We start from the raw sequence: 23,856 nt of genomic DNA on the forward strand, positions 1-23,856 counted from the left end.
ACAAAATTTTATAATCTCTCATTTAATATGTAACCTTTTTTACAATCTCATCAGAGTTTTATTTGAATTACTTTTATTCTCTAAGTATATTGGATTATAAAAATTACATTAACTTATAGAAAGGTCATAAAAATGAAAGTAATTACAAAAACTAATTTTGAAACCTTAAAATTTTTCAAAAGTGGTAAAGTCCGTGATATTTATGATCTCGGAGAGTATTACTTAATTGTATCGACCGATCGAATCTCAGCGTTTGATGTAATAATGAACGAAGGAATTCCTTTTAAAGGTGCTGTGTTAAATAAAATATCTGCTTTCTGGTTTAATTTTACAAAAGATATAATTGATAATCACCTGATAAGTATAAATGTAGAAGATTACCCGGAAGAATGTAAGCCTTATATAGATGTATTAAAAGATCGTTCGATGTTAGTAAAGAAAGCTGAATTAATTCCTCTTGAATGTATTGTAAGAGGTTATATAACTGGCTCTGGCTGGAATGATTATAAAAAAACTGGTTCTATATGTGGAATTAAATTGCCCGAAGGTTTAGTTGAATCTGAAAAACTTCCAGAACCAATTTTTACTCCTTCGACAAAAGCTGAAATAGGATTACATGACGAGAACATAGATGAAGAGCAAGCAATCTCGATAATCGGAAAAGAGACTTTTAATTACTTAAAAGAAATTTCAATAAAAATTTATAATAAAGCAGTGGAATATGCATTAAAGAAAGGAATAATAATTGCTGATACAAAAATGGAATTTGGTTATTATGATGGGAAAATAATTTTAATAGATGAATTATTAACACCTGATTCATCTAGATTCTGGCCACTTGAAGAATATGAAAAAGGCCGTTCCCAAAATAGTTTTGATAAGCAATATTTAAGAGATTATTTATTATCAATTAATTTTAATAAAAAACCACCAGCTCCACCAATACCTGAAAATGTAATAATAAACACAAGCAAAAAATATCAAGAAGCACTTTATAAACTTACGGGAGAAATTATTGAATAATGTTACCTTTTGAGATTAAGATTATCGATAAAACTTATTTATATATTAAATGGGATAATAATTTTGAAACGAAGATAAAATTAGCTGACTTGAGATATAATTGTCCTTGTGCCTTCTGTTTAGCAGAGAAAAAAGAAAGAAGTGATTCATACATTCCTATTCTTTCTGATGAACAAATTACTATTCAGGAGATAAAATTAACAGGCAATTATGCAATTAATATCATCTGGAAAGATTTTCACAATACGGGTATATATGACTTTGATTATTTAAGAAAATTGTCTATTTAATTTCAATACTTATCATGATACTCCCAAATCAGTTAACTGTTTTAAGAATTATTCTAACACCAATATTTTTATATTTATTTTTGAATGGTGAACCTTTATTCATACAAATTTCTCTGGGGGTATTCATAATTGCTGCAATTACAGACTGGTATGATGGTTGGCTTGCAAGAAAGTTTAATTACATAACAGAGTGGGGTAAATTTTTAGACCCATTGGCAGATAAAATTTTAACTTCAACTGTATTTCTTGCTTTTGTTTTTGTTGGAATTTTAGAATTATGGATGGTCATTTTAATTATTGCGAGGGATATACTTATTACATTGCTCAGAATTTATGCTGATTATAAAAAAGTTTCTTTTTCTACAAGTTATTCTGCAAAATGGAAAACTTTTTTTCAGATGTTATTTCTTTATTATTTATTGTTAATCTATACTGCTAAAACCGTAAAATGGATTTATGAAGGAAGAGAAAATCTTTTTAATATTTTATTGCATCATGAGTTAATTTACTATACAATGCTTGCTATCACTATATTTACTGTCATAACAGGCATAACTTATATTTACACAAACAGATTACTTATAAAACAACTTTTTGGAGCAAAAAATTAATTCAATAGAAAAAATACTTGGCTCTGGCTTTTATACTGGATTTTCTAAAAAAGCTACTGGCACAAAAGCAAGTTTGCTTGCGTTACTTATATTTCTAATTCCAGGTTTTGAAAATCCCACTCTTATGATTGTATTAATTAGTTTTTTTATTATTATTGGTGTTGATGTAGCAAAAAAATTTGAAAAAGTTTACGGCAATGACCCAAAAGAATTTACACTTGACGAAATAATTGGCACATGGATTTCGCTATTGTTTGTTCCAAAGAAAATATGGTTCTTATTAATAGCTTTTTTTATATGGAGATTTATGGATATTATAAAACCTTTTCCAATAAAAAAACTTGAATCAATTAAAAATGGCTGGGGAGTAGTTCTTGATGATGTTTTAGCTGGCATTTATACTTTTTTGATTATTCAATTATCAATCGATTTACTTAATAGAATATTTTAATTACTAACATAGATATAATTATGAATGCATATTTAGTTACAATTGGTGATGAAATTCTTATTGGTCAGGTAGTAAATACTAATGCAGCTTACATTGGAGAACAACTTGTCAAGAATGGAATTAAGATAATTGGCTCAAGTGTTCTTCCTGATGATGAAGATAAAATTATAAAAGAGTTTAAAAGAGTTTTTAAGATTTGTGACATAATGATTGTAACAGGTGGACTTGGCCCCACACACGATGATGTTACAAGGAAATGTGTTGTAAATTTTTTTGATACAGAACTTATAATGAATGAAGAAGTATTGAGTGATATTAAAAAATTTTTTGAAGTAAGAGGCAGGGAATTAACTAAAATTAATGAAGAACAAGCTCTAATTCCTAAAATTGCTGAACCTATAAGGAATACTCGTGGTACAGCACCGGGAATCTGGATAGAAAAGGATAATAAAATTTTTATAGCTATGCCTGGTGTTCCCTACGAAATGAAAAATATGATGGATTCATATGTAATTCCAAAATTAAAATCATTGAGCGAGAAAAATAAATCAGAAAGAAAACAAGAAAGCACTTATATTTTAACCCGAAATTTACTTACTACTGGTATTCCCGAATCAACATTATTTACTAAACTTGGAAATATTGAAGAAATATTAAATGGAGCAAAGCTTGCTTTTTTACCTAACCAATTTGGTGTTAGATTAAGAATCACGGTTGAAGAGAATAACAAAGATTTTGCTTTGTCTAAACTTGAGGAAATTGAACAAAAAATTAGAAGTATTGTTGGAAAATATATATATGGGAAAGACGATGATAATCTTGAAGGAGTTGTAGCTAAGTTATTAATTGACAGAGGTTTAAAATTGTCAGTTGCAGAATCTTGTACTGGTGGTTTAATTGCAAATCGTCTTACTAATATTAGTGGCAGCAGTTTATTTTTCGAAAGAGGAATTGTAGCATACAGTAATGCAGCTAAAGTAGAATTATTAAAAGTTGATGAGGATATAATAGCAAAATATGGTGCTGTTAGTCTGGAAGTAGCAAGACAAATGGCAGAAGGAATCAAATCTATCAGCGGAACGGATATTGGATTGTCCACTACTGGAATAATGGGACCAACGGGAGCAACTCCCAATAAACCTGTTGGTCTTGTATACATAGGAATTTGTGATGAGAAAATATGTACTGCAAAAGAATTCCGTTTCGGTGATGATAGATTATTAAATAAAGATAGAACTTCGCAAGCTGCACTTGAAATGCTAAGAAGATATTTACTTGGAATAAATTACGATGATTAGAACATTTATCGCATTAGAACTACCTGAACAAGAGTTAAAAAAAATAATAGAAATAAAAAACAACTGCATTAAAGATTATGATAAAATTAAATGGGAACCAATAAATAAATTACATCTTACATTGAAATTTCTGGGCGATACAGATGAAACATTTATTCCTGAGATTAATTCAGAGTTAGAAAAAATTTTGAAAAACTACGAAATATTTGAATTAACATTTGATAAGTTTGGTTTATTTATAAAAGATAAAAAGCCAAGAATTTTATGGATAGGATTAAAAGATAATGTTAAACTAAACAATTTAGTTCAAGAAATTGATAATGTTGTTTCACAGTTCGGTTTTGAAAAAGAAAAAAGAAAATTTACACCTCATATAACTTTGTTAAGGATTAAAGATAAAGATGAAAAATTTTATAAAGATTTTTATAAATTAACTCAAGTTGAAATACCAGAAATAAACTTTAAAGCTAATAAAATTACCTTTTTTAAAAGCACATTATTAAAAACTGGTTCTGTATATGAACCAATTAAAAATTTTTATATAAAAAATATTGGAGGAGAAAATGTCACTCGATAAAGATGCAAGATTGAAAATATTGGAAGATACTATTGCTAATATTGAAAAAACTTATGGCAAGGGAACCATTATGAAGCTTGGAGATGGAGTTATTAATAAAGTAGAAGCTATTTCAACAGGTTCATTATCGCTTGATTATGCACTTGGTATTGGAGGAGTACCCCGAGGAAGAATTATTGAAATATTTGGACCCGAATCTTCTGGTAAAACTACACTCTGCTTACATATTATTGCAGAAGCTCAAAAAAAAGGTGGACTTGCTGCATTCATTGATGCCGAACATGCTCTTGATTTAAATTATGCAAAACGACTTGGCGTTGATACTGCCAATCTATTATTATCTCAACCAGACTTCGGTGAACAAGCTCTTGAAATTGTTGACACCTTGATAAGAAGCAATGCACTCGATGTAATTGTAATTGATTCTGTTGCTGCATTGGTGCCAAGAACCGAAATTGAAGGAGACATGGGGGACCCACAAATGGCTGTTCAAGCAAGATTGATGTCCCAAGCTCTTCGTAAAATTACAGGTGCAATCAGCAAATCCAAAACATGTGTTATTTTTACAAATCAATTAAGAAGCAAAATTGGTGTTATGTTTGGAAATCCTGAAACAACTACAGGCGGAAATGCTTTGAAATTTTATGCTTCTGTTAGACTTGATATAAGAAGAGTAAATGCAATTAAAGATGGAAACAATGTTATAGGAAATAGAACAAAAGTAAAAATTGTAAAAAGCAAAGTTGCACCTCCATTCAAAGAGGTTGAATTTGATATTTTATACAATGAAGGAATCAGTAAAGTTGGCGACATAATCGACCTTGCAACTGAACATGGTATTTTGAAAAAAAGCGGCTCATGGTTTACTTACAAAGATGAAAGATATCAAGGCAGAGAGCAATTGAAACAAAAAATGCTGGAAGATCCAAAACTTTTTGAATCACTCGAAAAAGAAGTTAAAGCTGCACTTGGTATGACGAATGATGAACAACAAGAACAATCAGCCGAACAAGAAATTAAGAATAAAAAATCTAAATGATTATTGTAACTCTTAGAAAAAAAGGGAATAATGTAATCGTTCAATTTAACGATGGAAGTTCAATATTAGTTGATTATAAAATTGTTACCGATGCCGGTTTAAGAAAAAATGATGTAATTGATGAATCAAAGAAAAATGAATTATTAATTCTGAATGAAAAACTAAAAATTAAAGAAGCTGCAATAAAATTAATTTCTCGAAGATTACATTCAAAACATGAATTAATAAATAAATTAATCAAAAAAAAATTTGATAAAAAACTGATTAATGACACCATCGAAGAACTTATTTCAAAACATTATTTAAATGATTATGAATTTTGTAAAGCTTATGTTGAAGAAAGATTTTACAGAAAAAAAATTGGTATCAATAAAATCAAGGCTGAACTAATTAAAAAAGGAATTGAGAGAAATATTATTGAAGATGTTCTGTATTTGATTGATGATAATTCATCTTTTCATACAGCTTATGAACTTGCTAAAAAAAAGTTAAGCTCTTATCAATTCAAAAAACTGGATAATCAGAAAATAAAACAAAAACTATTTTCGTTTTTATCTTCACGAGGGTATCCATCAGATATAATATTCAAAGTAATGGATAAACTTAATATTCATGAAAATGAATGGACTTAAATTTTGTAGATAATTTCAATATTAGTATTTTTGCAACTAAATTTTTGTAACAAGTTCAGTCTCCTGACTATTAATCACTATTCTTAGAGGAAATAGGTGAAAGTTTTAACAAGGTGTAATAAAAATTTTATGTTAATTTTTCATTTTTAAAAATGAAAGACCACTTTGTGTGGTCTTTTTTGTTAATAAATATGACTTCAAAGAAAAAATTAATAAAATCTGGAGGATGAAATGAAAGATTCAAAAATAGAATTTGAAGGTTTGACATTTGATGATATTTTATTGATACCAGCACGTTCATCAGTTTTACCAAGAGAAACTGATATTACATCATACCTAACACGTGAAATCAAATTGAATATTCCATTTATTTCTGCAGCAATGGATACAGTTACAGAATCTCAAATGGCAATTGCAATGGCGGCTCAGGGTGGAATTGGAATTATTCATAAAAATATGTCAATAGAACGCCAGGCTGATGAAGTTGATAAAGTTAAAAGGTCTGAAAGCGGGATGATTGTTAATCCAATTACATTAACTCCAGAAAGAAAAATTTATGAAGCCGAAGAAATAATGGCTAAATATCATATCTCTGGAATTCCAATAGTTGATAAAGAAGGAAAACTAATTGGAATATTAACAAATAGGGATTTGCGTTTCGAGCACAATAGAAATCTTACAGTTGAACAATTGATGACAAAAGAAAATTTAATTACTGCACCTGTAGGTACAACACTGCATGAAGCTGAAAAAATATTACATAAAAATCGAATTGAAAAATTACCTGTTGTAGACAAAAAAGGTTATTTAAAAGGTTTGATTACTTATAAAGACATTATGAAAAAGAAAAAATTTCCCAATGCATGCAAAGATGAACTTGGAAGATTAAGAGTTGGAGCAGCAGTGGGAATTGCAAAAGACACTATTGAAAGAGTAGAAGCATTGGTAAGTGCTAATGTTGATGTTATAGTTGTTGATACTGCTCATGGCCACTCTGAAGGTGTAATTAAAATGGTAAAACAAATAAGAAAAAAATTTAAGAATTTGCAATTAATTGCCGGTAATATTGTGACAGGAGAAGCAGCATTAGAATTGGCTGCATGCGGTGTAGATGCGGTAAAGGTTGGAATTGGCCCTGCTTCAATTTGTACTACACGAGTGATTGCAGGAGTTGGTGTTCCACAAATTAGTTCTATACAAGCAGTTGCAAGAGCATTGAAAGGTAAAAATATTCCAATTATTGCTGATGGTGGAATTAAACAAACTGGTGATGTTGCTAAAGCTATTGCAGCCGGGGCCGACACTGTAATGATGGGTGCTATGTTTGCTGGATGTGATGAAGCTCCAGGTGAAAAAGTTTTATTTGAAGGCAGAAGTTTTAAAGTTTATAGAGGAATGGGTTCGTTAGGTGCAATGAAACAGGGAAGTAGTGATAGATATTTTCAAGATATGGAAGATGATATTAAAAAATTAGTGCCTGAAGGAATTGAAGGACGAGTTCCGTATAAAGGCGCACTGGCTGATACAATTTATCAGTTTGTTGGTGGACTTAGAGCTGCTATGGGCTACTGCGGTGTAAGAACAATTAAGGAATTAAAAACAAAAGCAAAATTTGTAAAAATTTCACTTGCAGGATTGCGTGAAAGTCATCCACATGATGTTATTATAACTGAAGAAGCTCCAAACTATCAAACAATAACTAAGATATAAAAAAATTGTTTTTCTTTTACTGAAGGTTTAAAATGTATAAAGCTCTTATTCTTGCTTATTATTATCCCCCAATGGGTTTAAGCGGGGTTCAAAGAACACTTAAATTTACTAAATACATGCCTCAATTTAACTGGCAGCCTGTTGTTATTACAACTGGTAATGTAGCATATTATGCACATGATTTTAGCTTATTAAAAGAAGCTGAAAATGCAGGTGGTCAGATTATTAGAACAGAAGCTTTTGATATTAATTCAATTATTGGGAAAAAAATTCAAACTGTTAATATCCCGAAGGAATTTTTGAGAAAATTATTTTCTAATTTCTCAAAAATCTTTTTTATCCCTGATAATAAAAAATCATGGGCTAAAAAAGCCTACTCAACTGCAAAAGAATTATTACAAAAAGAAAAATTTGATGTTTTATTTGTTACTGTTCCACCTTATTCAAGTTTTATTTATGCTGCAGAATTAAAAAAAGAATTTAACATTCCATTAATTGTTGATTATAGAGATTTATGGTTCGAAAATCATTTTGCATTTTATTTAACACCTTATCATAAAAGTAAAAATAAAAAGTTAGAATATAGTTCTCTCAAAGCTGCAGATAAAATTATCGTTATCAATAGAAGAATTAAAGAAAAATTATTAACTCATTATCCATTCCTTTCATTTGATGAAATAATAATAATTCCACACGGATTCGACCCCGAAGACTTCAATGTAACAGTTGAAGATGAACTTAAACCAGCAAATAAATTAAGATTTACTTATTCGGGAATGTTTTATGAAAATATCACCCCAGAATTTTTTTTGAAAGCCTTTAAAAAAATTTCAATTGAAAGACCAGATTTAGCTGCTAATATTGAATTAGAATTTATTGGTTTATTTAGAGATGAATATAAGAAATTAATTAACGAACTTAACCTAAATGAATTTGTTAAAATTCATGGATATCTTGAACATAAAGAAGCAGTAAAAAAATTATTAGCTGCAGATGTATTATGGATGATGATTGGTAATAATCTTAAGAATGCAGATACGATATCAACAAGCAAATTATTTGAATATTTTGGCTCTAGGAAACCAATCCTTGGTTGTGTTCCTGATGGGGCTGCTAAATCAGCTTTAATTGAATATGGAGCTTCATTTATTACATCACCAGATAACATTGATGAAATCAAAGATAAAATTATTGAAATACATTCTTTATATGTTAATAAAAATTTTCCTAAACCAAATGAAGAATTTATTCAAAAACATAATAGAATTTATTTAACTGAACAATTAATCACACAATTTCAATTTAGTCTAAAGGATTTATTATGAAAGTAGCAGTAATTGGTTCAGGTGGAAGAGAACATGCATTAGCATGGAAAATTTCTCAAAGTTCATTTTTAAAAGAATTGTATGTAATACCGGGAAATCCAGGAACAAAATTTCTAGGCAAAAATATTGCTATTGATATTAATGATATAAATGAAGTGGTTAAATATTGTGTCGAATTAAAAGTAGACTTAGTAGTTGTAGGACCTGAAAAGCCATTGACTGAAGGAATAGCTGATTTACTAATGGAACAGGGTGTTAAAGTTTTTGGTCCTACAAAAGCTGCTGCAAGAATTGAAGGAGAAAAATCTTTTGCCAAAAACTTAATGAAAAAATTTGGAATCCCAACAGCAGATTATCAAATATTTACAAAAGAAGAACATAAAAGTGCATTAGAATATCTAAGAAAAATTAAATATCCTGTTGTTATAAAAGCTGATGGATTAGCTGCCGGGAAAGGGGTAGTAATATGTGAAAATCTCGATGAAGCTGAAAATGCCATTAACGATTGTTTTATTAATTCAGCTTTTGGAGATGCAGGCAACAAAGTAGTAATTGAAGAATTTATGAGAGGTCAGGAGGCATCTGTTTTTGCAATCACAGATGGTGATGATTTTATTCTATTACCAGTTGCTCAAGACCACAAAAGAATTGGAGAAGGAGATACAGGCAAAAATACAGGTGGTATGGGTTCTTATGCTCCAACTCCATTTGTCAATGATGACATGGTAAAAATAATTTCAGAAACAATTGTAAGACCAACTATTAATGCAATGAAAGAGACAGGCAATAAATATATTGGTTGCCTCTATTGTGGTTTAATGTTAACAGATGAAGGTCCTAAAGTAGTAGAATTTAATTGCAGATTCGGTGACCCCGAAACACAATCTGTTTTGCCACTCTTAGATGGTGATTTTTTAAATTTATTATATTCTGCATCTTCCGGAGCACTAAATAAAAATTCTGTTTATTATAATGGCGGTTCATCGGTTTGTATAGTTATTGCTGCCAAAGGTTATCCTGAGAAGTATGAAAAAGGAAAAGAAATTACAGGATTGGATTCAATAAAAGATGATGATATAATTATTTTTCATGCGGGAACAATAGAAAAAGAAGGTAAAATTTATACAAATGGGGGGCGAGTACTAAATATTACATCTTTTATAAAAGAAAATAATTTATTGCTTGCTAAAAAAAGAAGTTACGAAGCTATTTCAAAAATATACTTTGATGGTATGTATTTCCGTAAAGACATTGCTGATAAAGCTATATACAGGTAATCAACCTGGAGGCCAGTTCATTTTTCTTCCGCCAAGCAAATGAAGATGCAAATGATAAACCTCCTGGCCTGCATCAGGTCCACAATTAATAACTATTCTATAACCTGATTCACTTATTCCTAAATCTTTTGCAATTTTATTTGCTGTATCAAATAATTCACCCAATAAGGGAGCATGAATTTTGGAATCAATATCTTTAGTTGTAGCAATATCTGTAGTTTTCGGTATAATTAAAATATGGACAGGAGCTTGAGGATTGATGTCCTTAAATGCCAATACATTATCAGTTTCATAAACAATATCTGCAGGAATTTCTTTACGAATAATTTTTGCAAAAATTGTTTCTGCCATGTTTCACCTCTTTTCTATTCCATATTTTTTGATTTTGTTATAAAGATGACTTCTTTGTATTCCAAGTATATCCGCTGTTTTGCTTATGTTCCACCCATTAGCTTCCAATTGTTTCTGGATAAATGCTTTTTCAGCTTTTTCTTTGAATTCTTGAAATGTATTAGATGTGTTTAGTATTTCATCTAAACGAGATGATGAATCAGGCAAGTATGATTTTATTTCTTTTGGTGTAATTAATGCAGAAGATTCCATTATAACTACTCTTTCAATAAAATTTCTTAATTCACGAACATTTCCTTTCCAGGGTAAATCCTGTAAAATTTTTATTGTATCTTCATGCCATGTTTTTTGAGGAAATTTATTTTTGTTGCAAATTATTTTTGAAAAGTGTTCTATTAACAAAGGAATATCTTCTTTTCTTTCTCTCAATGGAGGAATATGAATTGGAATAACATTTAATCTATGATATAAATCTTCCCTGAAATTTCCTTTTTCTATTTCTTTCAATAAATCTTTATTTGTTGCAGATATTATTCTCACATCAACTTCAATTTTATTAGAACCTCCAACTCGTTCAATTTTTCCTTCTTCAATTGCTCGAAGAACTTTAGCTTGTGCTTGAAGACTCATATCCCCAATCTCATCAAGAAAAAGATTACTCCCATCTGCTAATTCAAATTTACCAATTCGTTGTTTTATTGCTCCTGTGAAAGAACCTTTCTCATGACCAAACAATTCTGATTCAATAAGTTCTTGTGGAATTGCAGCACAATTTACTTCAATTAAATCTTTATGTGAACGATTACTCTGACGATGTATTTCTTGTGCAACAAGTTCTTTTCCTGTTCCATTCTCGCCTGTAATTAAAATTCTTGCATCTGTTTTTGCAACCTTAGTAATTGTTTCTAAGATTTTTTGAATTGCTAAGCTTTTACCAATAATTTTCTCTTCAAGCTCAGAAAACGTTTTTAGCTTTTTATTTTCTTTAATAAGATTTGATTGTTCAACAGCATTTCTAACTGAGATTAAAAGTTTTTCTCTGTCAATAGGTTTTTCGAGAAAATCAAATGCACCTAATTTTGTAGCTTGAATTGCATTCTGAATATTTGCAAAAGCAGAGATAATAATTACTTTTATATCAATATTTTTTTCATTAACAAATTTTAATATATCGAAGCCTGATTTATCAGGCATCTGTATGTCGAGTAAAAGGGCATCATAAATTCCATATTCTAATTTTTCCAATCCTTTATTAGAATCTGTAGTATAATCAACAGAATAGTCTTCATATTCAAGAGTCATTTTTATGCTTTCGCATATTTCTTTTTCATCGTCAATGATTAAAATCGATTTCATATTAAAACCTGATATATAGCAATTGATAAATTTTTAGCACGTCTGAAGGTAAAATATTTTTATTACATTTTATAAGTTTACCAAAAAGTTCACCGAGATGATTTGTTATTAAATCTCGGTTATCAAAACTCCCGTTAACAAATAAATCTCTTTCTACAACCTCTACAAAGATACCGAGAAATTTTGATAAATTAAAAAAGCTGCTATTGTACTTAAGAAAAGCATTGCCAAAAAAGTGCGATAATTTATCTTTGTCACCAAATTTATTTTCCAGTGAATCAAAATAAATTTTGGATGGAAGATTTTTTAATTTAGCTTGAAATAAACTGAAGGGCGGCGAAGGAAGAGGAACAGTGATTTTTTTATTAAATAAAAATTTTATTTCTATTTCTTTAAATGGAAGACATGCAAAAGTTAAGCAAAGCAGTGCTTCAGATTCATCCCCTCTGAAAAAATTTACAGCTCTGATATATATAGAATCTACTGCAGAATTATCGCCGGAAGTTGATTTAATTTCCTCAAATTCTTTGGATGAGATAAATTCTGATAAATAAAAAATTCCACCATAAAAATTTTTTTCATATTTACTTTGAGAAATTGATTTATTGCACGGCAAAAATATTATTAATAAAAAAAAGCAAAAATACTCTCTAAAGTCATTTAACATATAAAGTTTTTTTGTGCTATGTGTAAAAATATTATTAGGTAATAATACAAATTAGAAAGGAAATATTTGATATTATAGGTTTAATTTATTCGTATAATTTTTTTAATTCAGGGAGAAAATTTTCATTGATAAAGTCATCTGGCATTTTGAATTTAGAGTTTGAAACTGTTTGTAATTTTAGTGCGGTACTGCAAACATATTTTGTAAAATTAAAATCGATATCCAATATTTCAGAAATTTTCTCCCAATCTTCAGGTGTAGGAATAGAACCGCCAAAATCAGAACGCAGCCAATGTCCAACAGTATGTTTATATGATTTAGGTAACAATTTTTGTGAATTCACTTTTAGTGTAACCTTTTTCAATTCGTTTTTCATTTAGATAAGCAGCAACAAGTTTTTGGTCAACTGAATATAATCTTTGAAGCGAAAAATATTCATTTTCTAAAGAAGCTCGAGCACCGGGAGATGCCCCCCAATTTTTTCGAACTGTATCTTTGAATTTACCATTATAATTTTTTGTAAAATTATTTTGTACAGAGTTAATATTATTATTCTTAATTAATTCAGGATTAATTTCTTTGTTTAATTCTATTAGTGAATTTATTTCTTCTAAAATTATCGGTTTGGTTGATTTTATTTTTATATTAACATTAATTTCGTCCTGATTTTGAATTACAAATTCTTTTGTAAATGTTCCATCTTTCCATTGAACAATAACATATTTCGGGAAATCATTATTATATATTTCTAATACATCAACAATAATTCCTTCTCGTTTATTTTTACTTATGCTGTCAAATACATTGTATCCTGTAAAATTATGCTCAGACCAATTTTTATTATTATTTGATTTGGGTTTTATATTTAATTTCTCGTATTGAAATAAATAATCAACTGATTTATTATCATCTACTATCATAAATAATGGATACCAAGATTTTTCATTTTCAACTACTAATAAATTTCTAATAACCCAGCCTTTTTCATTTAATTGAGATGTTTTTACTATAAATTCTAAATCATATTCCTTGCTTCCTATAAAGCAAAGACTATTATTTAGTAATTTTTTTCTGATAGACTGATTTTCGAATTCTTTGAGGAGTCTGTAGTAATCATTTTTATTCTCTACAATTTTTATAAAACCCTTTTTGAGATTGCTGATTGAATTATATAATGGATATTTTTCAAAAAGTGATAATTGTTCTGAGTATTCAATACTATAATTTTTTATTGTGTAGTAGTAAGGAATGAAGTCATAATGCTTTATAACAAAATTGTTTTTTAATTGACATCGATTTATGATTATGTCAATATATTCTTTGCTGTATTCAATCATGTATGCATTTGCATGAGGATAATAATCTTTAACTACTTTTAATGTTGTTCCACTTCCTGCAAATGGGTCAAGTATCGAAAAATTATTTTTTACATTTACTAATTCTAAAAGTTTTTTAACTAATTTTTCAGGATAAACTGCAACATGTTTATAGGGTGTTGGTTGTAAATTTATCTTTAAGATATTCGAATAATCAGGATGTTTCTTTTTATAATCTGTAAAAATATTTTTCTTTGAAGGAGACAATACAAATACCGGTTCATATGAATTTGTAAATCGATTTTTAATACTTGAAGGCATGTGATTGGGTTTATACCAAATTATAATATCATTGAGATACCAGCCATCTTGTACCATTTCATAAGCTAATTTGAATGGAATAAAAGCCAAAGGTGATTTACCATACTTTGATAAATATTTATCGCCAACATTAAGAAAAAAAACGCCATCTTTTTTAAGCCTTGTTCTTAAAACGCTGAAAATTTGGACAAGTTTAGAAATGTATTCTTGATAAGTTTTTTCATTACCAATTTGTCCCTCAAATCCATAGTCACGCTGATTCCAATAGGGAGGTGATGTAACTGCAACATCAATTGATAGCTCTTTTAAATTTATTAATCCAGCATATACATCGCTGTTGATTATATTATATTTCATTCATTTTTAATTAAGGACTTTAATAAGTTTATTGATAGGTAAAAAACCATAGAGAACAATTATTTGTGTTACTCATACAATTTATTTTGTATAATGTATTCCTTCACTTTTTTAGGCACAAGAAAATCAATAGGCAATTTATTTTTAACTCTTTCTCGAATTTCTGTAGACGATATTTCAATTGTAGGTGTATTGAGAATAATGGCTCTTTCAAAATATTTATTTTTTACTTCTGTATCTTTATCAATTATTCTTTTCATTACAATAAGCTTTGTTAAATCAAGAATTTCATCAGGTTTATGCCATTTATCGAACACTATTAAATTGTCATAACCAATTATTAGCTCGATATAATGATAGGTCTTCTTAAGCTCTAAAATTGTGTCATAAGTATAGGAAATATTTCCTTTTCGAATTTCATAATCACTTAATTCAAAATAAGGGATTCCTTCGATTGCTAATCTTAACATATTTAATCGATGAACAGGATTAGATGAATTCTGATTTGTTTTATGCGGTGAAATGTAACAGGGTATAAAAATTATTTTATCAAGTTTTCTTTGTTCAAGCACAAATTGAGTAGTAATCAAATGTCCAATATGCACAGGGTCAAATGTACCGCCAAATATTCCTATTTTTTCCTGTTTTGAAATCATAAATAAATTGTTAATCTAATTTTTGATAAGCTAATAATGTTTTTATTAAATCTCGTTTTTTTTCAACTTCATTTTCATAAAATAATTTTTGCATGCCTTCCGAGCTTTTGTATTGCATTTTGTTAAATGCCAAAGCAATAGCTGTCCTAAAATATTTTTTTCTTATTTCTTCATTTATCCAGCCTTTTTGAAATCTTACATTGGAACTAATTATGTCAATGTGTTCAGGTGGAATTATATTTAATTTACTTTCTTCATAAAGTTCATTTTTTATAATTAATTTTTCTTTATTAATCGAATAAATAAAAACTTTTATGTAAAATATTATTAATAATATCATAAATAAAAAACCCAGATAAAATGTTTTTTCGTTGCTTACAGATAAATTCCATGTAAAATGAATCATTATAGCTATCAGGATTCCTGATGTAAGAAAAATATATTTCATTTTTTTAGGAGAAAATTTTGAGATTCCTAAAAATGCACCTACAATTGATGTTGCAATACAATGCATAATAGCTGATGATAAAGAACGCAATATTACTAATGTTATCCAGGTTTTAAAGGATATACCAAATGATAAAAAGTAAATAAAGTTTTCTGTCATTCCAAAACCTAAACCAATTGCACCACCATAAACAAGCCCATCTGTAATATTATCAAACTTTTTTGAATTAACACTTAAAAGAATAAATACGCCTTTTGATATTTCTTCAGAGATAGGTGCAGCTATTAAATTTGAAATTAGATTCTCTGGTAAATTCGAAATTAATAGTGAAGAAAAAAATTTTATTGATTTTATTATAAACACATTTCCTAATATCCCAAAAATAACTGCTCCAAAAGCACCCCACAAAAAATGAATAATAACAAAAAATAATGGCTCTCTCTCATATTTATCCATATACCAGAGAATTAATAAGTATAAAGTCATTGGAATTACTGATGCAACAAATGAAAAAAACAGAAACATTTTAAAACCATTTTATATAATAGAATAAAATTTATAACTTTCCGTTGAACAAAAATGAAAATAGCATTTCTTGATTATGAAAATCATCATAACTATATTTTGAACCAATTTTTTGCTCTTTGTTAAAATGATAATAAAATATACAAATTTTTCAGACGGTATACATCAGATAAATTTTGTTGAGCCAGTAGAATCATTAGGTTTAGAAGAATCATTTTTTGGAAATGTTGTGGTCAACTGTAGAATGGATAAATCTGCACATCAAATTGTGATTGATTTTGATGTTGAAGCAAATTCTCATTTAATTTGCGATAGGTGTAACTCACAATACGATGCAAAGTTAATAAATCATTTTCAGCTTAGTTATTTATTTGTAAAAGATGCTGCCCGACTAGAAGAATATGATGTTAAATATTTATCTCCTGATGAAGACAAAATAAATATTGACCAAGATGTTTTTGATTATGTAGAATTGTCAATACCAATGAAAAAATTATGCAGAGAAGATTGTAAAGGATTATGCCCTAAATGTGGAACTAATTTGAATGAATCACAATGCAATTGTAACTTGGATATAAACAATGATATATGGGAACCATTAAAAAAATTGAAATTCTAAAACTAATAAAGGGTTAAACGATGCCTAATCCAAAACGAAAGATGTCCAAGAGCAGAAGAGATAAGCGTAGAACACATTATAAAGCAACAGTTCCTACCCTAAGTCGCTGTTCTAACTGCGGAGAATTAAAGCTGAGTCATAGAGCATGTCCAAACTGCGGGTATTATGCCGGCAGGTCTATGTTCGTACCAGAATCATAACATTAAAAAATTAAATGGCAGAAAATCAGTCAGACATCAAATGTAGAATTGCAGTTGATGCTATGGGGGGCGATTACGCCCCTTTGAATGTTATACTTGGTGCTCTTCAGGCTTATAATGAATCTTCTGACTTTGAACTGATTCTCGTTGGCAACAAAGAAGAAATCCTTAAAGTAGCAAGACATCAAAATATCGACATTGATGAAAAATTTATCTATCATGCACCTGATGTAATTGGTATGGATGAAGTTCCAGTGGTAGCAATAAAATCCAAACCTGATTCTTCAATTGTGATTGGTGCAAAATTAGTAAAAGAAAAAAAAGCCGATGCATTTGTCAGTGCTGGTAATACCGGTGCAGTAATGGCAGTTTCCACTCTAATAATGGGAAGAATAAAAGGAATTAGCAGACCAACCATAGGTGCTACTTTCCCAACAGAAAAAGATAAATATTGCATTGTATTCGATGCCGGTTCAAGTGTTGACAGCAAACCTCAACATCTTTATGAATATGCAGTCCTCGGTTCTATCTTTGCAAAAGAAATTTATGGAATTGAAAATCCTTCGGTAGGAATTTTAAGCGTTGGCGAAGAAGAATCAAAAGGTAATGAACTTGTATTTTCTACCTATAAATTATTGAAAGAATCTAATCTTAATTTTTATGGAAATGTTGAGGGAAGAGATATTTTGAAAGGCACAGTCGATATAGTTGTATGTGATGGTTTTGTTGGAAATATAATTCTAAAATTTGGAGAAAGTGTTCTATCATTACTGAAAACAAAAATTAAAAAGTATGCAAAAAGAGGAATATTAAATAAACTAAAAGCATTAATTGTAAAAAATGTTTTGAAAGTTGCATTAAAAGATATGGATTATCAAACTTATGGTGGAGTTCCACTTCTTGGTGTAAATGGTATTAGTATAATTGGACATGGTTCAAGCACTCCACTTGCTATTAAAAATATGATTTTAAGAGCAAAAGAAATGTACGAAAAAAAACTTATTCAAAAATTTGAGGAGGCTCTTTCTAAAAATGCAACCATCCAGAAAAATTCTTAATGCTACTATTACTGCAGTTGGAATGTATGTTCCAGATAAAATCCTGGACAATAAATATTTCGAATCAATTGTTGATACAACAGATGAGTGGATTACAACAAGAACCGGAATAAAAGAAAGAAGAATTTTGGAAAAAGGAGCTACAAGTGACTTAGCTGTTGAAGCTGTAAAAGATTTAATGAAAAATTCTAATCTTAAACCAGAAGAAATAGATATTATAATAGTTGCTACAATAACACCGGATATGTTTTTCCCATCCACTGCTTGTCTTGTGCAGGAAAAGATTGGAGCGAAAAATGCGTGGGGATTTGATTTATCAGCGGCATGCTCTGGTTTTCTTTTTGCACTTCAAACTGCTGCAAGTTTTATTGAAAGCGGCAAATACAAAAAAGTATTGGTGATTGGTGCAGATAAAATGAGCAGTATTACTGATTATACCGATAGAAACAATTGTATTTTATTTGGGGATGCAGCTTCTGCGGTACTACTAGAACCAACCGAAGATTTAAATTATGGAATAAAAGATTCTCTGCTTTTTTGCGATGGTTCGGGTAAAGATAGTCTTTATATGAAAGCTGGTGGTAGTTTATATCCAGCTACAATTGAAACAGTACAAAATAAATGGCATTATATATATCAAGACGGTAAAACAGTCTTTAAAGTTGCTGTTAAAGGAATGGCAGATGTTTCGTACGAGATTATGAACAAAAATAATTTGAAAGCCGATGATATTGCTTATCTTGTACCTCATCAAGCTAATTTGAGAATTATTAATGCTACTGCGGAAAGAATGGGTTTATCTTTAGATAAAGTTATGATAAATATTCATAAATATGGAAACACTACTGCAGCTACTATCCCATTGTGTTTAACTGAATATTATAGAGAAGGTAAATTGAAAAAAGGAGATAACCTTATACTTGCAGCTTTTGGAGCAGGCTTTACCTGGGGTGCTATTTATTTAACTTGGAGTATAGAGTGATGGGAAAAAAAGCTTTTGTATTTCCCGGTCAGGGTTCTCAATATGTTGGAATGGCAAAAGATATTTTTGAGAACTCAATAGAAGCTAAGGAAATGATTCAGACAGCTGAAGAAGCTACTGGAATTCCTTTATCTCAAATTATGTTTTATGGTCCAGAAGAAAAATTAAAACAAACTGATATAACTCAATTATCTATATTTTTACATAGTGCAGTGTTAGTTAGTATTATTCGAACATTGCAGCCCGATACGGTTGCAGGGCATTCACTTGGTGAATACTCCGCTTTGTTGACTGCAAATTCAATTCAATTTTATGATGCTGTTAAACTTGTTCATGCACGCGGTCAAGCTATGGCTCAAGCGGGAATGGAACAAAAAGGAACGATGGCTGCAATCATTGGATTATCGGAAGAACAACTTGTAAAAATTTGTAATGAGGCATCAATTGAAGGTATTGTTCAATGTGCGAATTTTAATTCACCTGGACAGATTGTAATTTCTGGTTCTGTTAATGGTGTTAAAAAAGCTATGGAATTAGCAAAAACAGCAGGAGCTAAACTTGTCAAAGAACTTGTCGTAAGTGGTGCCTTTCACTCTCAATTAATGAAGAGCGCACAAAATAATTTTAGCAATTCTCTTAATTCCACAAACTTTTATGATGCTAGAATACCTGTTTATGCAAATGTAACTGCACGCCCGGTTCAAAATAAAGATGAAATAAAAAAATTATTATTCGAACAAATTGTTAATCCAGTAAGATGGCAAGAAACAATTTTAAATATGATTAATGATGGAGTTGATGAATTTTATGAAATAGGACCCGGCAAAGTTTTACAAGGTCTAATTAAAAGAATTAACCCTGATGTTAAAATTTTTGGCATCGATAAATACACCGAAGTTGAAAGGTATCTTTAATGGAAAATAAATTTGAAAAGAAAATTAATGGTCTTTATATTGACCCATTAATTTTTACACATAAATTTGTAAAGGGTTGTGACATTTGTATATGTTCTGGTGAATGCTGTTACTACGGAGTATATGCAGATAAGAAGGAATATGAAAAAATTATTTCAATCAAAGATATAATTATTGCTGAGATGGATGATTCCCAATGTAAAGATCCTGATAAATGGTTTGAAGAACCTGAAAAAGATAATGATTTTGAATCTGGAATAGCCATCGGAACCCAAGTATATAATGGTAAGTGTGTATTTCTTGACAAAAATGGATTTTGCATACTTCAAAAAATAGCTCTTAAAAATGGCCAATACAAATGGAAATATAAACCTTTGTATTGCATATTATTTCCATTAGTTATTTATGAAGGAGTACTTACAATTGATGACGACCATCTAGGAAGAATGCATTATTGTAATAAAATTCAAAATCAAGTTACAACTGTTTTTGATGCATGTAAAAATGAACTCATTCATCTTTTAGGCGAAAAAGGTTATGAAGAATTACTTGAATATCGTAATCAATATTTCTCTCAAATAAAAAAAGAAGGAATAAAAGATGAGATTATTAAATAAAAAAGCTATTGTAACTGGAGGCTCAAGAGGAATTGGAAGAGCCATTGTAGAACAATTGGCAAAAGATGGCTGCAGTGTTGTATTTACTTATTATGCGCCTACTGACGAGTTATTAAAAATTGAAACAGAAAATGCAAAAAAAGTAGAAGAAGAATTAAACAATGACAATGTAAAAGTTTATGGTTATGTTGCAGATGCATCATCATTCAATGCAGCTCAACAAACAGTTAATTTTGCTTTGGAAAAATTAGGCGGCGTTGATATTTTAGTCAATAATGTTGGAATTACTAAGGATAATTTATTGCTCAGAATGAGCGAAGAAGATTTTGATCTTGTGCTGAACATAAATTTAAAAAGTGTCTTTAACTACACAAAAGCTGTAATTAAAAATATGATTGCACAGAAATATGGTAAAATCGTAAATATTAGTTCTGTGGTTGGAATAATTGGCAATGCAGGTCAGGCAAATTATGTGGCTTCAAAAGCAGGAATAATTGGACTTACAAAATCTAATGCAAAAGAATTTGCTTCACGAAATATTAATGTAAATGCAGTTGCCCCAGGTTTTATAGAAACAGATATGACAAGCAAATTAACAGAGCAACAAAGAGAAGCTTATATGAATTTTGTTCCATTGAAGAGATTTGGCAAACCGGAAGATGTAGCAAAAGTTGTTGCATTTTTATGCAGTGATGATGCAAATTACATTACTGGACAGGTTATTCCTGTAGATGGTGGAATGGTTATGTAATAAATGTTTACTTTAATAAATCTAATTAACATTATTTAATAACATAAAAGGAGATATAAATGGATATCGAAGCAAAAGTAAAAGAAATTATTATGGATAAACTCGGTGTTGAAGAATCTCAAATAACACCGGAAGCCTCCTTTACAAAAGATCTTGGTGCAGATTCTCTCGACATTGTTGAATTAGTAATGGGTTTCGAATCTGCCTTTGATATTTCTATTCCTGATGAAGATGCTGAAAAAATTTCTACAGTTGGTGATGCTATAAAATATTTAAAGGAAAAAGTTAGCTGATTTTTTATACGAGGCTGTCAATTAGTTTTCTAATATTTATTAATTTATTCATTTATTTTTTAGACAGCCTCTCTCTGTCTTAAAAAAATTCAATAATAAAAAGGGCAGAATATGAATAAAAGAAGAGTCGTTATTACAGGTATGGGCGCTGTAACGCCAATAGGAAATAATGTCCAAGAATTGTGGGAAGGATTAATTACAGGACGTAACGGTGCAGGCAAAATCACAAAGTTTGATGCTTCAATTTTTGCTACTCAATTTGCCTGTGAAGTGAAAAATTTTGATCCAGCTGTTTACATAGATAAAAAAGAATTAAAAAGAATGGATATATATTCACATTTTGCTCTTGCTTCTGCAGCTATGGCTATTGAAGATTCTAAACTTGATTTATCAAAAATTAACTTAAACATGGTTGGTGTAGTTTTCGGTAGCGGTATTGGCGGCATTTTGACTTTTGAAGAACAACATAGCTTATTTATGCAAGGAGGACCAAAAAGAGTAAGCCCATTCTTTGTCCCCATGATGATACCTGATATTGCTGCTGGTCATATTTCAATTAGATATGGATTTAAAGGACCTAACTATGCTACAGTTTCTGCATGTGCAACTTCATCACATGCAATTGCTGATGCATTTATTCTGATTCAGAGAGGTTCTGCAGATATAATGATATGCGGTGGCTCAGAAGCTCCAATTACTCAAATGTCAATCGCTGGATTCAATGCAGCTCGTGCCCTTTCAACCTGGAACGACAGATATCTCGAAGCTTCAAGGCCATTTGACAAAGACAGAAATGGATTCGTAATGGGAGAGGGTGGAGGTGTTTTAATACTTGAAGAATTAGAACATGCATTAAATAGAGGCGCAAAAATTTATGCTGAGATTGTTGGTGTTGGCTTAACTGCAGATGCTTATCATATCACTGCTCCAGCCCCAGAAGGAGAAGGAGCTGTTCGTTCTATGAAAGAAGCTTTACGCGATGCTAATGTTGAACCAGAAGTCGTTGATTATATTAATGCTCATGGAACATCAACAGAATTAAATGATGTTAACGAAACTAAAGCCATCAAAACAGTTTTTGGCGAACATGCTTATAAACTTGCAGTAAGTTCAACTAAATCTATGACAGGACATTTGCTTGGAGCAGCAGGTGCTGTTGAAGCAATTATTACTGTGCTTGCAATTGTTAATAGCACAATACCTCCAACAATTAATTTAGATGAACCTGATCCTGAATGTGACCTAAACTATACACCCAAAGTACCTGTCAAAAAAGAAATTAAATATGCTTTGAGTAATACATTTGGTTTTGGTGGTCATAACGCTACAATATTGTTCAAAAAGTTTGAAGAATAATTTTTCTCTTAAGTGTGTTAAAGAAATTTTTTAAGAACGACAACATTAAGATATTATTCAAGCATTTAATTGATAAAAAATCACTTGAATCATTGCTTGGATTCAAAATTAAAAACAAAAATATTTACTTAAAAGCACTTACTCATACATCTTTTCTCGAATTACATCCAGAATTAGAAAAATCAAATGAACGTCTGGAATTTCTGGGTGACTCTGTATTAAATCTAATAGTTGCAAAATATCTTTTTGAAAATTACAGCGATGCGGGCGAAGGCTTTTTAACTAAAGCAAGAGCCTCGCTTGTTAATCGTAATAGATTGTATGAAGTTTCAGAAAGAATAGGATTAAAAAATTTCCTTTTATACAACGAAAAATATATAGGCGATAGTGAAGAAGGTTTCAAGACAATTCTTGCAGATACAATTGAAGCCCTAATTGGTGCTATTTTTATAGATAAAGGATTTAAAGAAGCAAATAAATTTATTCTAAAGAATATTATTCTTCCTTACGAAAAAAATCATGAATACTTAGTTGATACTAATTATAAAGGACAATTACTTGAATTTACACACGCAAATAAATTAGATACCCCTAAATATGTTGTAATCAGCGAAGAAGGTCCTGAACATAAAAAAGAATTTACAGTTGATGTTTATATAGGTTCTGAAAAATTTGGAACAGGAAAAGGGAAAAATAAAAAAACTGCAGAACAAAATGCTTCTAAAATTGCTTTATCTAAATTAAGTCACCTCTTAAATAAATCCTGAATAATATTATCACATCATCATGAATTAGTTTTTCCAATCTTTAATCATTTAATAAAGTTTCGTTCACAA

Annotated in this window: 28 protein-coding genes; 21 read left to right on the forward strand and 7 right to left on the reverse strand. The window is 29.7% G+C overall.

Features of this window, described 5'->3' with window-relative positions; translation table 11 throughout:
- Positions 1-132: 132 nt before the first annotated feature.
- The 11 genes from VJY32_RS00605 to purD all read left to right on the forward strand — a co-directional run bounded on the left by VJY32_RS00605 (position 133) and on the right by purD (position 10,233).
- Positions 133-1,023 (forward strand): phosphoribosylaminoimidazolesuccinocarboxamide synthase, encoded by an 891-nt coding sequence (locus VJY32_RS00605; RefSeq protein ID WP_353675932.1) that lies wholly within the window; start codon positions 133-135, stop codon positions 1,021-1,023.
- On the forward strand, positions 1,023-1,313 hold the full coding sequence (locus tag VJY32_RS00610; protein ID WP_353675933.1) for a gamma-butyrobetaine hydroxylase-like domain-containing protein: 291 nt from the start codon (positions 1,023-1,025) through the stop codon (positions 1,311-1,313). The genes VJY32_RS00605 and VJY32_RS00610 overlap by 1 nt, the downstream gene beginning before the upstream one ends.
- Before the next feature lie 14 nt (positions 1,314-1,327).
- Positions 1,328-1,924, forward strand: a complete 597-nt coding sequence (pgsA, locus tag VJY32_RS00615; RefSeq protein ID WP_353675934.1) for a CDP-diacylglycerol--glycerol-3-phosphate 3-phosphatidyltransferase — start codon at positions 1,328-1,330, stop codon at positions 1,922-1,924.
- On the forward strand, positions 1,908-2,375 hold the full coding sequence (locus VJY32_RS00620) for a phosphatidylglycerophosphatase A family protein (protein WP_353675935.1): 468 nt from the start codon (positions 1,908-1,910) through the stop codon (positions 2,373-2,375). Before pgsA ends, VJY32_RS00620 begins: the two co-directional genes overlap by 17 nt.
- A 20-nt stretch (positions 2,376-2,395) precedes the next feature.
- On the forward strand, positions 2,396-3,673 hold the full coding sequence (locus tag VJY32_RS00625) for a competence/damage-inducible protein A (RefSeq protein ID WP_353675936.1): 1,278 nt from the start codon (positions 2,396-2,398) through the stop codon (positions 3,671-3,673).
- Positions 3,666-4,250, forward strand: coding sequence for an RNA 2',3'-cyclic phosphodiesterase (gene thpR / locus VJY32_RS00630; protein WP_353675937.1), 585 nt, complete (start codon positions 3,666-3,668; stop codon positions 4,248-4,250). The genes VJY32_RS00625 and thpR overlap by 8 nt, the downstream gene beginning before the upstream one ends.
- Complete coding sequence (recA, locus tag VJY32_RS00635) at positions 4,237-5,289, forward strand: recombinase RecA (protein ID WP_353675938.1); 1,053 nt, start codon at positions 4,237-4,239, stop codon at positions 5,287-5,289. Before thpR ends, recA begins: the two co-directional genes overlap by 14 nt.
- A complete protein-coding gene (locus VJY32_RS00640) occupies positions 5,286-5,921 on the forward strand; it encodes a regulatory protein RecX (protein WP_353675939.1) in 636 nt (211 codons plus the stop codon). The genes recA and VJY32_RS00640 overlap by 4 nt, the downstream gene beginning before the upstream one ends.
- A gap of 231 nt (positions 5,922-6,152) precedes the next feature.
- Positions 6,153-7,631 (forward strand): IMP dehydrogenase, encoded by a 1,479-nt coding sequence (guaB, locus tag VJY32_RS00645; protein WP_353675940.1) that lies wholly within the window; start codon positions 6,153-6,155, stop codon positions 7,629-7,631.
- Between the two features lie 32 nt (positions 7,632-7,663).
- Complete coding sequence (locus VJY32_RS00650; RefSeq protein WP_353675941.1) at positions 7,664-8,956, forward strand: glycosyltransferase; 1,293 nt, start codon at positions 7,664-7,666, stop codon at positions 8,954-8,956.
- Positions 8,953-10,233 (forward strand): phosphoribosylamine--glycine ligase, encoded by a 1,281-nt coding sequence (gene purD / locus VJY32_RS00655; RefSeq protein WP_353675942.1) that lies wholly within the window; start codon positions 8,953-8,955, stop codon positions 10,231-10,233. The genes VJY32_RS00650 and purD overlap by 4 nt, the downstream gene beginning before the upstream one ends.
- On the opposite strand, the gene VJY32_RS00660 is transcribed toward purD, so the two are convergent.
- From VJY32_RS00660 to VJY32_RS00690, 7 genes are all read right to left on the reverse strand, one after another.
- Entirely contained in the window at positions 10,234-10,584 is a 351-nt protein-coding gene (locus tag VJY32_RS00660) for a histidine triad nucleotide-binding protein (protein WP_353675943.1), read from the reverse strand. It lies immediately after the preceding gene.
- 3 nt (positions 10,585-10,587) lie between these two features.
- Complete coding sequence (locus tag VJY32_RS00665; protein ID WP_353675944.1) at positions 10,588-11,940, reverse strand: sigma-54-dependent transcriptional regulator; 1,353 nt, start codon at positions 11,938-11,940, stop codon at positions 10,588-10,590.
- Between the two features lies 1 nt (position 11,941).
- The gene (locus VJY32_RS00670) at positions 11,942-12,556 is read right to left on the reverse strand and encodes a hypothetical protein (protein WP_353675945.1); all 615 of its coding nucleotides are present in this window, start codon (positions 12,554-12,556) and stop codon (positions 11,942-11,944) included.
- Positions 12,557-12,692: 136 nt separating this feature from the next.
- Positions 12,693-12,950: a hypothetical protein gene (locus VJY32_RS00675; RefSeq protein ID WP_353675946.1), complete on the reverse strand. Its 258-nt coding sequence runs from the start codon at positions 12,948-12,950 to the stop codon at positions 12,693-12,695.
- Positions 12,925-14,601 carry a DNA-methyltransferase gene (locus tag VJY32_RS00680; RefSeq protein ID WP_353675947.1) on the reverse strand — a complete coding sequence of 559 codons (1,677 nt, stop codon included), beginning with the start codon at positions 14,599-14,601 and terminating at the stop codon, positions 12,925-12,927. The genes VJY32_RS00675 and VJY32_RS00680 overlap by 26 nt, the downstream gene beginning before the upstream one ends.
- A 68-nt stretch (positions 14,602-14,669) precedes the next feature.
- A complete protein-coding gene (nadD, locus tag VJY32_RS00685) occupies positions 14,670-15,257 on the reverse strand; it encodes a nicotinate-nucleotide adenylyltransferase (RefSeq protein ID WP_353675948.1) in 588 nt (195 codons plus the stop codon).
- 10 nt (positions 15,258-15,267) lie between these two features.
- Positions 15,268-16,230, reverse strand: a complete 963-nt coding sequence (locus tag VJY32_RS00690; protein WP_353675949.1) for a PrsW family intramembrane metalloprotease — start codon at positions 16,228-16,230, stop codon at positions 15,268-15,270.
- Between the two features lie 127 nt (positions 16,231-16,357).
- Between VJY32_RS00690 and VJY32_RS00695 the strand changes: the two genes are divergently transcribed.
- The 10 genes from VJY32_RS00695 to rnc all read left to right on the forward strand — a co-directional run bounded on the left by VJY32_RS00695 (position 16,358) and on the right by rnc (position 23,787).
- Positions 16,358-16,849: a YceD family protein gene (locus tag VJY32_RS00695; protein ID WP_353675950.1), complete on the forward strand. Its 492-nt coding sequence runs from the start codon at positions 16,358-16,360 to the stop codon at positions 16,847-16,849.
- A gap of 20 nt (positions 16,850-16,869) precedes the next feature.
- The gene (gene rpmF / locus VJY32_RS00700) at positions 16,870-17,049 is read left to right on the forward strand and encodes a 50S ribosomal protein L32 (protein WP_353675951.1); all 180 of its coding nucleotides are present in this window, start codon (positions 16,870-16,872) and stop codon (positions 17,047-17,049) included.
- A gap of 14 nt (positions 17,050-17,063) precedes the next feature.
- Complete coding sequence (plsX, locus tag VJY32_RS00705) at positions 17,064-18,107, forward strand: phosphate acyltransferase PlsX (RefSeq protein WP_353675952.1); 1,044 nt, start codon at positions 17,064-17,066, stop codon at positions 18,105-18,107.
- Positions 18,082-19,089, forward strand: coding sequence for a beta-ketoacyl-ACP synthase III (locus VJY32_RS00710; RefSeq protein WP_353675953.1), 1,008 nt, complete (start codon positions 18,082-18,084; stop codon positions 19,087-19,089). The genes plsX and VJY32_RS00710 overlap by 26 nt, the downstream gene beginning before the upstream one ends.
- Positions 19,089-20,003, forward strand: a complete 915-nt coding sequence (gene fabD / locus VJY32_RS00715; RefSeq protein WP_353676406.1) for an ACP S-malonyltransferase — start codon at positions 19,089-19,091, stop codon at positions 20,001-20,003. The genes VJY32_RS00710 and fabD overlap by 1 nt, the downstream gene beginning before the upstream one ends.
- The gene (locus tag VJY32_RS00720) at positions 20,003-20,620 is read left to right on the forward strand and encodes a DUF3109 family protein (protein WP_353675954.1); all 618 of its coding nucleotides are present in this window, start codon (positions 20,003-20,005) and stop codon (positions 20,618-20,620) included. The genes fabD and VJY32_RS00720 overlap by 1 nt, the downstream gene beginning before the upstream one ends.
- Entirely contained in the window at positions 20,604-21,371 is a 768-nt protein-coding gene (gene fabG, locus VJY32_RS00725; RefSeq protein WP_353675955.1) for a 3-oxoacyl-[acyl-carrier-protein] reductase, read from the forward strand. The genes VJY32_RS00720 and fabG overlap by 17 nt, the downstream gene beginning before the upstream one ends.
- 59 nt (positions 21,372-21,430) lie before the next feature.
- Positions 21,431-21,664, forward strand: coding sequence for an acyl carrier protein (locus tag VJY32_RS00730; protein WP_353675956.1), 234 nt, complete (start codon positions 21,431-21,433; stop codon positions 21,662-21,664).
- A gap of 111 nt (positions 21,665-21,775) precedes the next feature.
- Positions 21,776-23,020: a beta-ketoacyl-ACP synthase II gene (fabF, locus tag VJY32_RS00735; protein ID WP_353675957.1), complete on the forward strand. Its 1,245-nt coding sequence runs from the start codon at positions 21,776-21,778 to the stop codon at positions 23,018-23,020.
- Positions 23,021-23,034: 14 nt separating this feature from the next.
- Complete coding sequence (gene rnc / locus VJY32_RS00740; protein WP_353675958.1) at positions 23,035-23,787, forward strand: ribonuclease III; 753 nt, start codon at positions 23,035-23,037, stop codon at positions 23,785-23,787.
- The last annotated feature ends 69 nt before the right edge of the window (positions 23,788-23,856 follow it).

Origin of the sequence: Rosettibacter primus, assembly GCF_036860675.1 — a bacterium.
Classification (GTDB): domain Bacteria; phylum Bacteroidota; class Ignavibacteria; order Ignavibacteriales; family Melioribacteraceae; genus Rosettibacter; species Rosettibacter primus.

Excerpts from the sequence above, each read along its gene's own strand:
- VJY32_RS00710 (WP_353675953.1), top strand. The coding sequence starts at position 18,082 with ATGCAACCATCCAGAAAAATTCTTAATGCTACTATTACTGCAGTTGGA.
- fabD (WP_353676406.1), top strand. The coding sequence starts at position 19,089 with ATGGGAAAAAAAGCTTTTGTATTTCCCGGTCAGGGTTCTCAATATGTT.
- recA (WP_353675938.1), top strand. The coding sequence starts at position 4,237 with ATGTCACTCGATAAAGATGCAAGATTGAAAATATTGGAAGATACTATT.
- pgsA (WP_353675934.1), top strand. The coding sequence starts at position 1,328 with ATGATACTCCCAAATCAGTTAACTGTTTTAAGAATTATTCTAACACCA.
- VJY32_RS00610 (WP_353675933.1), top strand. The coding sequence starts at position 1,023 with ATGTTACCTTTTGAGATTAAGATTATCGATAAAACTTATTTATATATT.
- thpR (WP_353675937.1), top strand. The coding sequence starts at position 3,666 with ATGATTAGAACATTTATCGCATTAGAACTACCTGAACAAGAGTTAAAA.
- VJY32_RS00720 (WP_353675954.1), top strand. The coding sequence starts at position 20,003 with ATGGAAAATAAATTTGAAAAGAAAATTAATGGTCTTTATATTGACCCA.
- VJY32_RS00665 (WP_353675944.1), bottom strand. The coding sequence starts at position 11,940 with ATGAAATCGATTTTAATCATTGACGATGAAAAAGAAATATGCGAAAGC.
- fabG (WP_353675955.1), top strand. The coding sequence starts at position 20,604 with ATGAGATTATTAAATAAAAAAGCTATTGTAACTGGAGGCTCAAGAGGA.
- VJY32_RS00605 (WP_353675932.1), top strand. The coding sequence starts at position 133 with ATGAAAGTAATTACAAAAACTAATTTTGAAACCTTAAAATTTTTCAAA.
- VJY32_RS00695 (WP_353675950.1), top strand. The coding sequence starts at position 16,358 with ATGATAATAAAATATACAAATTTTTCAGACGGTATACATCAGATAAAT.
- fabF (WP_353675957.1), top strand. The coding sequence starts at position 21,776 with ATGAATAAAAGAAGAGTCGTTATTACAGGTATGGGCGCTGTAACGCCA.
- plsX (WP_353675952.1), top strand. The coding sequence starts at position 17,064 with ATGGCAGAAAATCAGTCAGACATCAAATGTAGAATTGCAGTTGATGCT.
- VJY32_RS00640 (WP_353675939.1), top strand. The coding sequence starts at position 5,286 with ATGATTATTGTAACTCTTAGAAAAAAAGGGAATAATGTAATCGTTCAA.
- VJY32_RS00730 (WP_353675956.1), top strand. The coding sequence starts at position 21,431 with ATGGATATCGAAGCAAAAGTAAAAGAAATTATTATGGATAAACTCGGT.
- VJY32_RS00660 (WP_353675943.1), bottom strand. The coding sequence starts at position 10,584 with ATGGCAGAAACAATTTTTGCAAAAATTATTCGTAAAGAAATTCCTGCA.
- VJY32_RS00650 (WP_353675941.1), top strand. The coding sequence starts at position 7,664 with ATGTATAAAGCTCTTATTCTTGCTTATTATTATCCCCCAATGGGTTTA.
- nadD (WP_353675948.1), bottom strand. The coding sequence starts at position 15,257 with ATGATTTCAAAACAGGAAAAAATAGGAATATTTGGCGGTACATTTGAC.
- VJY32_RS00625 (WP_353675936.1), top strand. The coding sequence starts at position 2,396 with ATGAATGCATATTTAGTTACAATTGGTGATGAAATTCTTATTGGTCAG.
- guaB (WP_353675940.1), top strand. The coding sequence starts at position 6,153 with ATGAAAGATTCAAAAATAGAATTTGAAGGTTTGACATTTGATGATATT.
- rpmF (WP_353675951.1), top strand. The coding sequence starts at position 16,870 with ATGCCTAATCCAAAACGAAAGATGTCCAAGAGCAGAAGAGATAAGCGT.
- VJY32_RS00680 (WP_353675947.1), bottom strand. The coding sequence starts at position 14,601 with ATGAAATATAATATAATCAACAGCGATGTATATGCTGGATTAATAAAT.
- purD (WP_353675942.1), top strand. The coding sequence starts at position 8,953 with ATGAAAGTAGCAGTAATTGGTTCAGGTGGAAGAGAACATGCATTAGCA.
- VJY32_RS00690 (WP_353675949.1), bottom strand. The coding sequence starts at position 16,230 with ATGTTTCTGTTTTTTTCATTTGTTGCATCAGTAATTCCAATGACTTTA.